Origin of the sequence: Singulisphaera chitinilytica, assembly GCF_049331405.1 — a bacterium.
In the GTDB taxonomy this organism is placed as follows: domain Bacteria; phylum Planctomycetota; class Planctomycetia; order Isosphaerales; family Isosphaeraceae; genus PoT.
This window is the reverse complement of sequence record NZ_CP186275.1, coordinates 231,884-246,181: the sequence shown is the minus strand read 5'-3', so window position 1 is coordinate 246,181 and position 14,298 is coordinate 231,884. Positions and strand designations below refer to the sequence as shown.

The following is a 14,298-nucleotide window of genomic DNA, read 5'->3' as shown; positions in this document are numbered from 1 at the left end:
ATTTTACCAGGACGACATCGCATTCATCAATGGATTAAATCTCGATCGGCTCTACGCGTCGGCGATGGACGTGCATCCCCTCATTTCGAGGGGCCGAGGTAGTCGCCGGGGCCGGCTTGCACTACATTGGAAAATGCGGAACGACGCTCCCATTGATCCGAGACGCGGGGTGCTTCGAGTCATGGGCAGGAAGGTGGGCAAGCCGGACATCGAAGGAGAGGGGGGCGACGAGGAGAAGTCGCGGCCCTTGCGCTCCGACGCGCAACGCAATCTGGATGCGTTGCTGGAGGCGGCCCTGGCGGTGTTCGCGGCCTCCGGGGTCGACGCGCCTGTCCGCGAGATCGCGGACAGGGCGGGTGTGGGGATCGGCACGGTCTACCGGCACTTCCCGCATCGTGCGTCGCTGGTGGCGGCGGTCTTCCGGCGCGAGATCGACGCCTGCGCCGACGCGGCGGCGGCCTTCGCGAAGGATCACGAGCCGGTCGAGGCGTTGTCGCGCTGGATGCATCGCTACGCGGCGTTCATCGCGACCAAGCGGGGCCTGGCCTCGGCGCTGCACTCGGGCAACCCGGCCTTCGACCCGCTGCCGGCCTACTTCCGCGAGCGGCTCCTGCCCGCGTTCGGCTCCTTGCTGGCCAGTGCCGCCGCCTCGGGCGAGGTCCGGACCGACTACGACGCGGAGGACCTGCTCGGCGCCGTGGCGAGCCTCTGCATGAACGCGTACGGCCAGGGCCCCGAGCACGCCGGGCGGATGATCTCCCTGCTGGTCGACGGGCTCCGCTTCGGCGCGAAGCCGTAAGCGGGCGAAGGCCTCGATGTCGTTCGTCCGCGTCTCGCTGCCCTGCCCCTCGCCCGCGGACGCGCGCTGAGCCGGGGCTCGCGGGGTTGTTGCGCCGCGGGCCCCGGATCAATCCATCGGCATTGCGTTCGGAGGTCGTTCGCCGCCTCGAGGGCTCAACTTCGGCCGAAGGGGAAGCGGGAGGGCCGGGGGGGCGCGCCGGCGGCGAGCTCCTGCAATTGGGGGAAGAACCCGGGGCGGCCGGGACGAGTCGTCGGTGGCGCCGGGTTGGCGATGACGGGAGGCCTCGAGTTCAACGGGAGGCGGACGGCGTTGCTCACGCTGCCGGCGTAGAGGGCGTTTCCGTCGAAGGCCGCCGTGAGGGTGTGCCGACCGACGAGGAGCGGGCGACGGACCAGAAGGGTCGCGGTCGAGCCGGAGAGCGTGCCGGTGCCGAGGACTCGCGCGCCGTCGTAGAAGGTCACGCCCCCTTCGACGCCCGGCGTCACGCTGGCCGTGAGCAGGAATGCCCTGCCTCGCCCGAAGGAAGTGAGCCCGGCGGTCAGGGTCGTCGAGGTGCTGAAGCGGTCGACGACCTGTGTGACGGCGGGGCTCGTGCTGGCGAGGTAGTTGCCGTCGCCGATGTAGACCGCGCGGAAGTCGTGGGAGCCGACCGAGAGGGCACTCGAGGTCGTCAGCACGGCGGTCGAGCCATTGAGCGGCGACTGGCCGATCAGGGTCGAGCCGTCGAAGATGAGGACGGAGCCCGTCGCCCCGGCGTTGACGACGGCGGTGAGCGTCAAGGGCTGGCCGATCTTGCCGGCGCCCGGCGAGGCGGTCAGCGTCGTGACGGATCCGGCCCGGTTCACCTGGAGGCCGATCCGCTGGGTGCTCCAGGCCGAGTCGAAGTTCCGGTCGCCGGGGTAGAAGGCCCGGATGTCGTGCCCGATGACGGGCAGGCTCAGGGTCAGGGTGGCCCGGCCGTCGGAGATCGGCACGATCTCCAGGACGGTCTCGCCGTCCATGAAGTAAACCGAGCCCGTCGCTCGTGGGTCGACGGTGGAGACGATCGTGACCGGCTGCCCGTAGGTCGCGGGGTTCTGCGAGACCGTCAGCGAGTGGGCGGTGGGGATCGTCTTGAGGAAGATATCCTGGGAGTCGCTGGAGCTCCAGGAGTGATTCTTGTCGGCCACATATGTTGCCGTGATCCGGTGTCCTGCGCCCTCCAGGTTGGAGACGGTCAGCGTGGCCGTGTTGCCGACGACCGGGGCGGTCCCGATCTCCCTGGAGAAGTCGAAGAAGATCACCGAGCTACTCCCCAGCGCAGGGCTGACGGTGGCCGTCAGGGTCACCGACTCCCCGAAGGAGATGACGTCCTTCGACAAGTGAAGGCTCGTCCGGGTCGGGGCCTGGGTGATGGTGGCCTGCGTCTGAGGTTCCCCGTCGAGGATATAGTTACCGGCGAGCGGGCCGCTCAACTGGGCCCCCACCAGGGTCACCTTGAGGTTCTTGGCGACATCCGGGGACACGAACGTCGCGGTCCCGCCGACCAGGCTCACCCCGCCGAGATCCCCGCTCAGCGTGCGAGTCAGGACGGTCGCGTTGGTGTTGCCGTCATAGGTCTTATCGGCGACCGTGATATGACCCGTGACCGGCCTCGGCAAAATATTTAGATTGCCGGGTAAATAATTGATGATGTAGTTGCTCAGGCCGGTCCCGACGGCGCCCGAGACATTGATGGCATAAGGGGTCATGTCCACGCCCGCATCCGCCGCCGCGCCGAGGGTGGAGAGTGTGACGGAGGTCACGGTGTCCTGATTGGCGAGCCCGAATATGGTGAATTCATCACCCTTGAAGGTGATCACATCTCCGTAAGTTTTGTCCAAGGATTTCGCCGAGATGAACAGGTAGCCGCGAGAGACGGTCAGCGTCGTGCTCGTGTCGATCGAAGCGTTATACATCGAGTTGCCGGCGAACTCGTAAGTGACCGTGTAGGGCGTGCTCGACAGGGGGAGGATCCCCGTGTGCAGACCGCTGCTGAAGTCACCATTGGCGTCGATGGGGGCTTGCGCGACCACCGAGCCGACTCTGATCGTCACGGTCTCGCCCGCCGGGAAGTTCGCCCCCGCATCGAGATGCCCGCCCAGTAACAAATCCTGGCCGTAGTTGATGTTCAGCGGGACGAGCCCGCTGAAGGACGTCGCGATCTTCTGATTGGTCAGGTCGAAGTTGATGGTCTCGTCGAGCCCTGAGGTCCTCGCCGAGATGACATAGGAGCCGGCCAAGCCGTTGGCGGTGAAGGCCGGGGCGACGGCCCTGCCATAGAAATCGGTCTCCACCACGACGCTGGTGGCGCCCCCCGCGAAGGTCCCGCCCGCGCCCGAGGCCGGGGCGGTTAAGGTGACGGGCGTATACCGAAGCGGGCTGCCGTTCGCGTTATTGACTTGGACGACCAGGTTCGTGCCGAAGGTCGAGCCGATGGTGGCCGACTGCCCGTCGCCGTCGATGAGCTCGATCGTCGCCGGGTCGTCGTCGTCGATGATCGTGCCGGTGGCGATCGCCCTGCCGAGCGTCGGGGTCTCGGGGGTGTTGTTCACATCGATCACCAGGGGGAAGCTATAGGCTCCCACCAGGGCGATGTCGGGCTTGCCGTCTCCGTTGAAGTCGCCGATCACCTGATCCCGGACTGAACCCCTGGAGTTGCCGCCGCTGGCCTCGACGAAGGTTGCCATCGCCTCCCCCGGCAGGGTGGTGTTGCGCTGCACCAGGGGGCGGGCGCCATTGCTGTAGACGAGGTCGGCCAGGCCGTCGCCATTCATGTCCCTGATAGTGGCGTAGGCGAATCCGCTGCCCTGATCCACCACCCTGTCGGCGAGCGTCACCTTCGTCGCCCCGGGCGCCGTGGTGTTCATGTAGATGCGGACGGTGGATTTCTCGAGCCCGTACAGGTAGTTTTCCGCAACGATGTCGGGCTTGCCGTCGCCGTTGAGGTCGCCAACAGCGATCGACTGGGGCGACGAGCCGTCGGGGGTCGGATAGTCGGCCCTGGCGCCGAAGGATGCGGCCTGCGCCCCCGGCTCCGTCGTATTCAGGAGGACCGAGATGTACATGCCGTCGGGCCCCGACGCGGTCGCCTCGGGGGGGACCGCCACGGCGAGATCCGGCTTGCCGTCGCCGTTGAGGTCGCCGATCGCGACCGAATAGGGGAGCCCCCCCACGGCGAAGTCGACCTGGGGGGCGAAGGCCGGCGAGGTCGCCCCCGGCTCGGTGGTGTTGAGGAAGATCGAGATGCTCCTCGTGCCCAGGCTGGCCACGATGAGGTCGGGCTTGCCGTCCTGATTGATATCTCCGACCCTGATATCTCGCGGGTTCGAGCCCCTCGTGACCTCCGAGTATGGCGAGAACGACGGCGTCGTCGCGCCTGCCGGGGTGGTATTCAGCAGGACCATGACCTGGTGGGTGTAGAGGTCGGTCGCGGCGATGTCGAGCTTGCCGTCGCCGTTGAAGTCGCCGACCGCCACCGCGCGGCCGGACCGGCTGCCCCCCGCCTCGAAGTCGACGCCGGGCGCGAACGTCGCCGTGCTCGAGCCGGGCTCGGTCGTATTCAGGAGGACCGAGACGGTGTTCGGAGACTCGTTCCCGGTGACGATGTCGAGCTTGCCGTCGCCATTGAAGTCGCCGACCGCGGCCCTGATGATCGACCCATTGGCCTGGAAGTTCGCCTGCAGGTCGAACGTGATGTCGGCGAGGTTCCTGACCGAGGTCAACTCGACCGAGAAGGTCAGGTCATCCTGGGTGATCCGGTTTGCGGCGAAGTGTACGGAGATCGTCGCGGTCGCCTGCCCCGCCGCGAACTCGACCATCCCGGACTTCGCCAGGAAGTCCTCGCCGGCCTTCGCGGTGCCATCCACCGTATGATACGCGACCGCCACGGGCGCCGACGTATCCCCGCTCCGGGTGACGGTGAAATTCATCTCCGTCGAGCCCCGATCCCTCTCCACGGCGCTCGTATCCGCGATCGAGAACACGGACGAGAGATTCACCCGCCCTTCCAGTTCGAGTAGTCCCGGCCGCAAGGCCTGGCGGAGTCGCTCGCCGCGATACCTACGGAGGGGGAGCCAGGGCCGACGCGAGGGGGAATGAGCGCCCAAGGTGTTCTATCCTATGATTGATGATAAGGTCGATTAAGCCGCGTCGGTGGGCCTCTCGTCGGCGACTGCCGGACTGCGGCAACCTCGAAGCTGGCCGCACAGCTTACCAGGCCGACCTTTCATTCATCAATGGATCATGTTTCCATTGCTGGGATATCCCAAAGCCGCTTGACGGCTGAACTTGCGGCATCGGCCAACCCGCCTTGCCCCTCTATTGCCCCACAAATCATCCCGATCGATCTCGCCACGGCGGGCGGCGGGATCGTGCTCCCGTCGGATGACCCCAGGCTTCGAGAAGTGGTCGAGGCCTGGGACGACCTGCCGGAACCGGTACGCGCCGGGCTTGTCGCGATGGTGAAAGCGGCGTCCGGGGAGCAGCAGTCGAGGAAGGCGACGAAGGTGAGAGGGGAAAGGCGGGGGAGTCGAGGGAAAGGCCGGGATGGGTAGCCGGGTGGACTGCCGGCGGACGCCGCTCGCGTGGGCGGCCTCCCCTGCCCTGCACCCCGTTATCCCACGCTTCGTTACCTGGGTCTCGTAGTCCACCGTCGTTGCCCCGCACATCCGACGCTTGACAGGCCGGGGGCAGTTCGTCGGGCGAGGGCCGGGAGGGATTGCCGCCCACGTGGATGCCGCGTTGCGGCTAACGTGATGGGAGCATTCGATTTGCGTGAATATGTTTCATTGATCGGCTAAAAATCCGCGAATTACCCTAATGCAACCACCGTTATAGCGGAGGCCCACGTTTTACCGGACAGCGAAGAATCCGCGAATTAGAGAGTATTGCCCACCGGTATGTTGAGGGGCTTGCTTTTTCGGTTCGTAGAAGAAACCGCGAAAAACAGCAACCGAACCACCGTGTATTTAGAGGGCGTGTTTTTTCCATCCGACCAATCGACGGCAAATCTGGAATTGAGGCGATCGATGAAGGGCTCGAGAACTACCAGCCTTGATCCGTCCGAATTCTGTCTCGGTACGCAGCTCGCCAAGCTCACGAAGCTCAGCTATTACCGGGCGTTGAAGCTGGCGGCCCTTGGCCAACTCCGCGTCATGCAAACCGGGGGCGACCGCACGCTATTCCACATCGAAGACGCGAAGCGGCACGCCGAAGAGATCCGGGCGAAGAAGGCCGCCCACGGTGGCCCGCAGGCCGCAGCCACCGCGTAACGGCCGCCGCCACGCTCGGCAGAACGGACGAACCATCATTCACACGAGAACAAGCGACCCACGGCATCCGCCGGACGGGTCCAACGATCAACGTACGCGCCTAGAAATGGCAAAGCCCCGGGCGGCCACCCAGGGCTTGCGGCGGACAACAGTTTCATCGGCAGAAGGCAGGAGTATCAACTATGTATGATTATATCGGCGAGAACAGAATTAGTCAACATTATTCAGACGACGAAGAGGGAAGTCGAATCGTCGCGATGCCCGACCCCGCGAAGGTGGCGGAACTTGCCAGCAGGGAGTGGAATCGCTTGCTTCGGAGCGATCCGGAACTCGCCGAGATGGCCAGGAACGGAGCTCGGCTCATCAATCGGGCCATCGCGGGGTATCGGGACTTCGATTACCAGCTGTCCAAGCTTTCGGACATATGGCGGGATGCAGCAAGAGCCGCACGGGAGGTCGCCTTACCGTTGCTCGACACTGCTTCCGAAGATGTCCGGAGGAGCTTGGTGTATGAGGCCATCCGAAGACTCAAGCTCAACGGGATACCAAAGCTAGCGGATGGCATGATCCAGGAGGCCGAGCTTTGGAAGCACTGTTCCCTGGACCTGCCCTCTGAATTCCTGGATGACCGCCTTGGGCAGATTTTGGACATGGATGAGTTCCTGAGTGAACCGTACCAGGCGGATTGGCTCGTGGATGGCGTTTTGCAGCGGGACCAAGCCTTGGTCATCGGCGGACAGCAAAAGTCGCTTAAAACGAGTACCGCGAATGACCTGGCGGTTTCCCTGGCGTCCGAGACGCCGTTCCTCGGGCATTTCCCCGTGCCTCACCGCGTGAGGGTCGGCATGCTCTCGGCGGAAGATGAAATCTCGACACTGCAAACGAGCGTGCGTCAGATCTGCCGGGCCAAGCAGGTCGATCCTCGTGGCCTGGGGATCGTCTTCGGCCGGAAGTTGCCCGACCTGAGCGACCCGAATCAGCTCGACGCCTTGGGATGTCTAATCCAGGCGAAAGAGCTCGAAGTCATCATCATCGATCCGCTTTACTTGGCCATCATGGGAGGCAAAAAATCCAAGAATGTCAATGTGAATTCGATGTTCGAGATGGGCCGAGTGCTCGGAAACCTGACCGACGTCTGCCGGGAAACCGGCTGCACGCCGATCATCTGCCATCATTTTCGCAAGGCCACCGGCCGCTTTGGTGCGGTGCCTGAACTCAGCAACCTCGCCCATGCCGGGCTCGCCCAATTCGCCCGAAGCTGGCTTCTGCTGGGCAGGCGAGAGCGTTTCAAGCCGGGCGAGGACGTCCATCGTCTGCATCTCGTGGCAGGCGGATCATCCGGCTATTCGAGCTTGCATTCCCTGACGATCGATCGGACGCCAACAACCGACGAGCCCGACGGCCGGTGGCATGTAACTTTGGAGGAGCCAGCCACCCACAAGGAGGGCGCGCAGGGCACGCAAGGCTCATCCACGGCCGTCCAGGACTCGGCTGACGAAGCCGACAGCATCAAGCTCCTGGAAACGATCCTGACGAATCCTGAGGGCATGTCCGCCAGGAAGCTTCACGAGGCCCACAAGTGGTACCGGCCGAAATTCGACCGAATCCTCGCCCAACTCGTCAAGGATGGGCTTGTCGGCCAAAATGTGAGCGGGGCGGGAACTCGCAAGTCGACCAAGTACACCCTCACCGCCAATGGCCAAGCGAAAATCGGCCAGAAGTCCTGAGCCTTCCGGGTGGGCTTGGGTCCCAAGTGTGATGTGTATGGTATGCCCCCTTCTAGTATAGAAGGGCATTACCATACACACACACCTTGACGCCTCGCCCGGCCCGATTGGGTATGCGTGCCCGCAGTCCATACCCATCCCCATGACGGTCGGTTTGGGTGGCGTCTCAGGGGTTTGGGCTCACCCTTCGTCGCCCGTGGACATCGGCGACCGCCCCCCCCGGGCGGCTATCCCTCGACCCCACGGCATCCAACCTGCCCCCACTGGTCCGACCAGTCCGGCCCCCCATTTGTGGCCCGACTCCAGTCCATCCGGCCTCCACGTCCGCCGCAGGCACCTCGTGGGTGGCCGACCTTCGCCCACTTCTCGGGTCCGATCGCGCAAATCATACCCATTCGTGAATACTGATTCCACTAGCACATCATAAGTGCACCGAACGAACGCACATTCGTCCATCGCCGGTCGCAACGTGAGCGTCCGGTATGCCTTGAGACCCTGTTCGAACTCAACCGAGGAACGCATCCCATGTCGACCGCTACCCTTGACCGCCAGGCCACCCACACCGCCCGTTCTGACCACGCCGAATCCCGCGGCATCCGCCTGGCCGATTCCAACCGCCACGCCGTCCACGCCGGATGCACGTCCGCCACGGTGGGTGGCGAGGATTTCCCCGTCGAGCTCGCCCGGGCCGATGAACTGTTTCAGCTTGGTTACGTATCGGGCCGCATGTGGGCGGCTGACGTTGCCTCCCGGGATCAGCTCGAGAACCTGGTCCACCTTGCCGACCAGCTCGGGGACGAGGCCGCATCGTTCTTCGTGTTCGCCGACAAATCCCCCGCCCGCAGTTGCGACCTGTTCGCCGACACCGCCGGCCCGGCCCTGGGTGGCGATGCCGTGGGACGCCGGAAGCTGTGGAAGGCAATCGCGGTGAACGTGGACCAAGCCCGCGTGTGGACGCGGCCGGAGTTCGTGGCGGGGACATTCGCGGGGGCGGTTGACGCCTGGCGGTCTATCCGGTCAGAACTGTAACCCGGCACGCCCGGCCCTGCGGTGGGCGGCGATCCCCCTCCCACCGTTCTCGTCCGCCGGTCGTCACACCCGTGGGCGGCTAATTCCCTGACCTTCCGCCCATCACATCATTCACATCAGTACCAATCGTGATTACTGGTCTGACCAGTTCGGTTGACCCTCGGTAAACGGCCACCCACTTTCACTTGCCTCCCACCCCATAACCCCTCCGGGAAGCCACCTATCCGCCCGTCCACGCGACCTCGGCCCCTTGCACGCCTTCCTGTCCACCCGGGCATGCGGGACGCCCTACTGGGCAGCCAGGGGCCTTGGTTGTGAGTGGAGGTGGGACGGGTTGAGACCGGGTAGAACCGACGGGTCACGTGTTACCAGCGGCACCGCCGCCCATCGTGGGTGGCATGTCCCGCACGCCTTCACAACCTTCCCCCTTTACTCCACCTCCCGATTTACCCATGAACACCGACATGAACAACTCTCCCGACACCCCCCACGAGTCCGGCATCGGCGAGGACATCGCCCGCCAGATGGGCGAATCCATCCGCAAGATCGTCCGTAACCGCCGATCCCAGGGCCATTCGGATAGCTCGATCGAGTCCGAAATCCTCGACGGGCTCAACCTTGTCGCGGTGTTCAACGGTTGGCCTGCGAACGACCCGGGACGCCTGGGAGTCCTGGCCGTCGCTGGACGGTTAACCCGCGAAGCGTTAGGCACCGCCGGACCCGCGTTCCGCGTGGTCGGGTGACCGGTCGTCCGTCAGGCCACCCCCACCTTACCTCCCCACCTCTCTTTTACTCATCAATTCCACGATTGGAGATATTTCGACATGGCAGACTCGATTAACGTCGGCGGCATCCACGCGGACCTACAGCTCGACAGCGGGCACATGGAACGGGGCTTGGCCAACGCCCGGAAGGCGATGGACGCGTTCGAACGGGAGCTGAAGACCCTCGATGACGAGGTCACGCGGGGATCAATCTCCGTGCAGGACTGGGGCACTCGGATCGCCGTGGTCCGGGATGAGATGAACAAGCTGAGTGCCGCGATGCACCTGGCCAACTCCGCGGTCAGCCAGTCGACCGGGGCCCTGGGCGTGATGAACGCCGGCATGTCCAAGGCCACGAGCGGATCGGGGGCACTGGCCCGCGGGCTCATGCAGGTCGGGTATGCCGTCGACGACTTGCAGTACGGATTCAACGGGGTCGTCAACAACATCAGCCCGCTCGTCTACTCGTTCACCGCCGCGGCGGGTGCGAGCACGGCGATGGCGTCGGGGATCGCGGCCGGGGCACAGCTCGCGGCCGTCGCCGCTTACCAGGTCTACAGCCACTGGCATGACGTCCAGGATCTGTTCGGGGTCGGGGCTACTCGCACCGAAGCCGAAGAAATGGAGGATCTCGCCAAGGCCACGAAGCTCACGGCCGACGAGCAGAAGCGGCTGAACGATTACAAGAAGGAGCAGAAGGAGTTGGAGAAGCTCCGGGACACCCCGAACAAGGAAACCCGGGAGAGCGAGAAGGCGGTCAAGAAGGCGGTCGAAGACATCGGGTTCAACGAGCTCAAGGTGGGGCTCATGAAGGGGTTCATCGGGGACAACACGAACGCCAAGATATCGCCCGATGAGCAGGCCGAGCTCGACGCGGCGAGCGACTTGGTCGCGAGGAGCGAGAAGGTAACCCCGGAGATGCGTCAGGACCGGATCAATAAGCGGGACGAGGTTCAGGAACGCATCAACAAAAGGTTGAGCGATGCGGACTCCGAGAAGGCCGAAGATCTCCTCATGAGGGCCATGAACGACAACGAGGGCAAGGACTCCAAGAACCCCGGGGCGATGGCCGCCCTGAAGAACCGGGTCATGCTCAATGAGAGCCTGTTCCCCGAGGGCACCCTCGAGAATCTGGACAAGACGAGCCCGGAGGCCCGCAAGAAGGCCAAGGACGAGAAGAAGGCGAAGAAAGAGGCCAAGGATCTCAGCGACCAGATCGATTCCCAGTTCGCCGCGTTCGACGCGGACAACGCCGAGTGGAAGAAATACCGGGCGAAGCGAGAGAAATGGGTCAAAGAGCAGGCCGACGCCCTCAAGGGGGGCGACCTCGGCCAAGCCGCCATCGCAGGCACGCTCACCGAGGACATGGTCCGCGACCGCCTGACCAAGATGGGCGTCGACAAGGGCAAGGTCGACGCCGCTTCGGACGACGTGTTCAGGAAGCTCGAGATTGAGGGAGGGAAAGCCATCTCCGGCCGGGTCGCACTGACCGGCGAGGATCGCGATGTGGCCGCCGCTAACCTCGCGAGGGAGGATCAGGAGAAGCGTCGCAAGAAGGATGCGGACCTGGCGGCCAAGACAATCCCCGGGTTGGACAAGGCGATCGAGCAGCGTTTGACCATCGGCACCGCGATGACCGGCAACGGGGCCGTGATCGCGGCCGGTCTACAGGAGCAGATCCGGCAACTCCTGATCGATGCCGGGATCGACCCGAAGGCCGCGGCCTGGCAGGCGGATGCTGCGGTGGAGGAAGGCGGCCAGAGGGTGAACAAGAAGGTGGTCGAGGAGGCGATGGACGAGCAAACCAAGAGCCAGCAAACCCGCTCGGTGGACGTCTTCGACGCGTCGAGCCTGGCCGCCAAGCTTCAAAGCTCGGTGGGTGACTCGGAGGCGAAGAAGCAGACCGATATCCTTTCGCAGTCGAGAGAGCTCCTCGCCAAGATGGCGAACCAGACGGGGACGACCATCAAGTTCAAGAAGTGAGGCGTCAGGTCACGCACCGTCCGGGCCGCCTGCGGCATCCACGTGGGTGGCCCGGACGAGTCGTTGGGTTACCTCGTCACCGTCGCCCACAGGTCACCCACCGCCGCAGCCACCGGAACACCGCCCGGGGACACCCCTTCCGCCCGCCGGTCACACCGTACAGGTTCACCGCCAACCCTTCCGCCAACCCGTCTCGCCGCCCACAGGGTTCACGTGGTCCATGCATTCACGCCACGTTCACGCCGCCCGCTGTTGCCGGCGGCACGCTCGTGGGTGGCGTGGGGTAACGGCCTAACCAGTCGAAGGGACAGCTGCCCGGGGAAGCTCCTGGCGTGAATCACAAGCAAGCCATACCCGCTGCCATCAAGCAGATCGGCGAACCGAGCGGGAACGTCGTCGGTCCACGACGATAGCGGCAACCCCGAGAACGCCCCACGTCGTGATGGTCAGCGGCTCTGGGACAGGGTTCGGCACGATGTCCAAGTTCACGAAGAAGCGGTTCATGTTGTTAAAATCAAATCGTGGAACGAAATGGCTAGTCCCCGCGGCTATGGCGTTCAATTCGGGTGGAAGATTCTGGAAATAAACATCCGTCAGGGTGATATCCAGCTTGCCGGTACGCGTAGCGCCATCGCGTGTCCCATTGATGACCCCATCCACCTGAATGAACGAGATGTCTTGATCGATGCCCATGTGCTGTATCCCGCCCGCCGTCGGGAACCCGTATTTTGGATCATACGGAGAAAACGCCATTCGAAGACTGAAATGCTGGTCCGAGTAAGATACCCACATCGTGCTGCCATCGGGGTGCGTGGGGATCACATAGCCGAAATTGAGTTGACTGGACCAGAAGTGGCTGTATCCGTCATATCGGGTAGCGGATCCCAGGCCCTCAATCGTCGATCCCCACGGCTCGTACGGATACAAAGGAGCGGCCACTGCGACCGAGGACGGGGCAACTAATAGGACAAGGGCCATCCATAACCGTGGCATGTTCGCAGTCCCTTGGGAGCTAATCTCTCGAGTACATCCTTAGCGCGGCCTCCGGGCCAAGAGGCCAGGGAGTTTAGCCGATCAAGGCTTCAAAGGGAAGGGAGGCATGTTTCCTGAAATGAGAGGGGTGTCCCAACACAAAGGAGTGGTGAACCGGGGCCTCATTGCGAACGTTCGGCTTCGGCCCATGCTTCGCCCCGGGTGGATGACAGGAGCTCTCGCGGATGGAGCGGATCACATCACCCCCGAAAGTCCACTAGCCACGTCCCCCCCCCTACGCGGCCTCCCAATTGCATACCTTCCCCGTCTACACCCCATACGACGGATCAGCCACCCACGGGAGGGCTCGCCACCGATGGCCCACTCCGACAGTCGGCCCGAACCATCCGGCCCACGCGAGTGGACGGCCGAGATCACGAAGGATGGTTTCACCCTCCGGGCGTGGGTGGCGTACAACCCCAAGTTCGACACGTTCGCCACCGACCGTCGTGAGCACGCCAGGCTGTTCCGCTCCGCGGAGGAAGTCGAGGCGTGGGCGGCAAGGCTGGGCGTGGCGAACGCGAGGCCCGTGAGGGTCCGTGGCTAGCGGTGGGCGAAGGTGGACGCGAGCGAGAGAACGTCCGCACGCTCGACAAGTCTCACCTTCCGCCACCGTCGCCGAACTATCCTTCCCGTCGCCACTGCCCACCGTGGGCGGCAAGGATTGACCTGCCCGGCGATGACACCTATCCGGGAACTCCTTGGGCATGCCCCGCCAATGCCCCATGGCATCCCTCGCCCACGCGGCCTAGCTACTGACCGCTTCTCCTCGCTCACGCCGTCAGCCGGCACCCGGCGTCCCACGCCCTTGCAGCCCCTTCCGCCGGCGGTGGACTCCCACCAGCCCGCCGGCCGCCAGGCAGGCCAAAGTCACATGTGCCGGCTCCGGGACGGCCGTCAGGCTCGTGATTGTCCCCGTGAACAGTACCTCTGCGGTGTTCGAGTTCGTCGCCTCGAGATTCGCCCCCGAGAAGTGGCTCAGGTCGAGCGAGGAGATCGGCCCGAACATGCCGTACTGGATTCCGACGGGATCCAGCAGATCCAGGGCCCCGCGGAATAGGGCCCCATTGATGAGTCCGGAGGCCGAGACCTGGACTTCGGGCGACGTCCGGGTGTTGCTGGCGACGGCAAGATCGGTCGCGTCTATGAGAGTCTGGCCCCCCACCGTGAGGGTCATCCCGGGGGCGATGGCGTACGGCGGGCCATTGGTCCGCGTGTACGAGGCCGTGTCCATGCCCGAGGGCGCGGGCGTCCGCATGATGTCCGTCGGCTGGGCGGCGGGATCGAACGAGAACGTCCCGTGGAACTGAGTGCCGGCGGCGATCCCCGTCGACGGGTCCGCCGTCGCGATCGTGCCGGAAAAGGAATACATGCCGCCGGCGTGGGCGGGCTGGTGGGTTAAGGCGATTAAGCAGGCCACCCATGCGAGTGGGCGGGCGGGCAAGAGACGGGCATACATTATCGACATCTGGTTCTCCTTAACCGAGATCGACTCCGAACGGGATGGGATCATCTCAGACATCGGTCGGAGTTGCAATCCCGCACGGAGTACGAGCGGTGGGCGACCGAGCGGCGAACGAAGGCCCCTCGCAGCCGTCGAATCGGCCACCCACGTGGGGCGGGAAGGTGTCCATGCACTACATCCCACGGGCGTTGTCGAGGGGCGGACG

The 14,298-nt window shown here is 64.4% G+C and carries 10 protein-coding genes; 7 read left to right on the top strand and 3 right to left on the bottom strand.

Annotation, left to right across the window (positions count from 1 at the left end; all coding sequences use genetic code 11):
* The first annotated feature begins 181 nt into the window (after positions 1-181).
* On the top strand, positions 182-799 hold the full coding sequence (locus ACOYYX_RS39120) for a TetR/AcrR family transcriptional regulator (RefSeq protein ID WP_422931789.1): 618 nt from the start codon (positions 182-184) through the stop codon (positions 797-799).
* Positions 800-954: 155 nt separating this feature from the next.
* Here the strand turns inward: ACOYYX_RS39120 and ACOYYX_RS39115 are convergent, their stop codons facing one another.
* A complete protein-coding gene (locus tag ACOYYX_RS39115; protein WP_422931788.1) occupies positions 955-4,929 on the bottom strand; it encodes an Ig-like domain repeat protein in 3,975 nt (1,324 codons plus the stop codon).
* 921 nt (positions 4,930-5,850) lie between these two features.
* Between ACOYYX_RS39115 and ACOYYX_RS39110 the strand changes: the two genes are divergently transcribed.
* The 5 genes from ACOYYX_RS39110 to ACOYYX_RS39090 all read left to right on the top strand — a co-directional run bounded on the left by ACOYYX_RS39110 (position 5,851) and on the right by ACOYYX_RS39090 (position 11,596).
* Positions 5,851-6,093, top strand: coding sequence for a hypothetical protein (locus ACOYYX_RS39110; protein WP_422931787.1), 243 nt, complete (start codon positions 5,851-5,853; stop codon positions 6,091-6,093).
* A gap of 182 nt (positions 6,094-6,275) precedes the next feature.
* Complete coding sequence (locus tag ACOYYX_RS39105; protein WP_422931786.1) at positions 6,276-7,820, top strand: AAA family ATPase; 1,545 nt, start codon at positions 6,276-6,278, stop codon at positions 7,818-7,820.
* Between the two features lie 525 nt (positions 7,821-8,345).
* A complete protein-coding gene (locus tag ACOYYX_RS39100) occupies positions 8,346-8,849 on the top strand; it encodes a hypothetical protein (protein WP_422931785.1) in 504 nt (167 codons plus the stop codon).
* Between the two features lie 452 nt (positions 8,850-9,301).
* Positions 9,302-9,592, top strand: coding sequence for a hypothetical protein (locus tag ACOYYX_RS39095; protein WP_422931784.1), 291 nt, complete (start codon positions 9,302-9,304; stop codon positions 9,590-9,592).
* An 81-nt stretch (positions 9,593-9,673) separates the two neighbouring features.
* Positions 9,674-11,596, top strand: a complete 1,923-nt coding sequence (locus ACOYYX_RS39090; protein WP_422931783.1) for a hypothetical protein — start codon at positions 9,674-9,676, stop codon at positions 11,594-11,596.
* 363 nt (positions 11,597-11,959) lie between these two features.
* Here ACOYYX_RS39090 and ACOYYX_RS39085 read toward each other — a convergent pair whose 3' ends face one another.
* Positions 11,960-12,589, bottom strand: a complete 630-nt coding sequence (locus ACOYYX_RS39085) for a hypothetical protein (RefSeq protein ID WP_422931782.1) — start codon at positions 12,587-12,589, stop codon at positions 11,960-11,962.
* A 355-nt stretch (positions 12,590-12,944) separates the two neighbouring features.
* Between ACOYYX_RS39085 and ACOYYX_RS39080 the strand changes: the two genes are divergently transcribed.
* Positions 12,945-13,175 carry a hypothetical protein gene (locus ACOYYX_RS39080; protein ID WP_422931781.1) on the top strand — a complete coding sequence of 77 codons (231 nt, stop codon included), beginning with the start codon at positions 12,945-12,947 and terminating at the stop codon, positions 13,173-13,175.
* Positions 13,176-13,409: 234 nt separating this feature from the next.
* Here ACOYYX_RS39080 and ACOYYX_RS39075 read toward each other — a convergent pair whose 3' ends face one another.
* Positions 13,410-14,096, bottom strand: a complete 687-nt coding sequence (locus ACOYYX_RS39075; RefSeq protein WP_422931780.1) for a hypothetical protein — start codon at positions 14,094-14,096, stop codon at positions 13,410-13,412.
* Positions 14,097-14,298: the final 202 nt, after the last annotated feature.

What these genes read in the sequence shown, in the direction of transcription:
- ACOYYX_RS39120 (WP_422931789.1), top strand. Translation starts at nt 182, where the DNA reads ATGGGCAGGAAGGTGGGCAAGCCGGACATCGAAGGAGAGGGGGGCGAC.
- ACOYYX_RS39105 (WP_422931786.1), top strand. Translation starts at nt 6,276, where the DNA reads ATGTATGATTATATCGGCGAGAACAGAATTAGTCAACATTATTCAGAC.
- ACOYYX_RS39100 (WP_422931785.1), top strand. Translation starts at nt 8,346, where the DNA reads ATGTCGACCGCTACCCTTGACCGCCAGGCCACCCACACCGCCCGTTCT.
- ACOYYX_RS39080 (WP_422931781.1), top strand. Translation starts at nt 12,945, where the DNA reads ATGGCCCACTCCGACAGTCGGCCCGAACCATCCGGCCCACGCGAGTGG.
- ACOYYX_RS39095 (WP_422931784.1), top strand. Translation starts at nt 9,302, where the DNA reads ATGAACACCGACATGAACAACTCTCCCGACACCCCCCACGAGTCCGGC.
- ACOYYX_RS39085 (WP_422931782.1), bottom strand. Translation starts at nt 12,589, where the DNA reads ATGCCACGGTTATGGATGGCCCTTGTCCTATTAGTTGCCCCGTCCTCG.
- ACOYYX_RS39110 (WP_422931787.1), top strand. Translation starts at nt 5,851, where the DNA reads ATGAAGGGCTCGAGAACTACCAGCCTTGATCCGTCCGAATTCTGTCTC.
- ACOYYX_RS39090 (WP_422931783.1), top strand. Translation starts at nt 9,674, where the DNA reads ATGGCAGACTCGATTAACGTCGGCGGCATCCACGCGGACCTACAGCTC.
- ACOYYX_RS39075 (WP_422931780.1), bottom strand. Translation starts at nt 14,096, where the DNA reads ATGTCGATAATGTATGCCCGTCTCTTGCCCGCCCGCCCACTCGCATGG.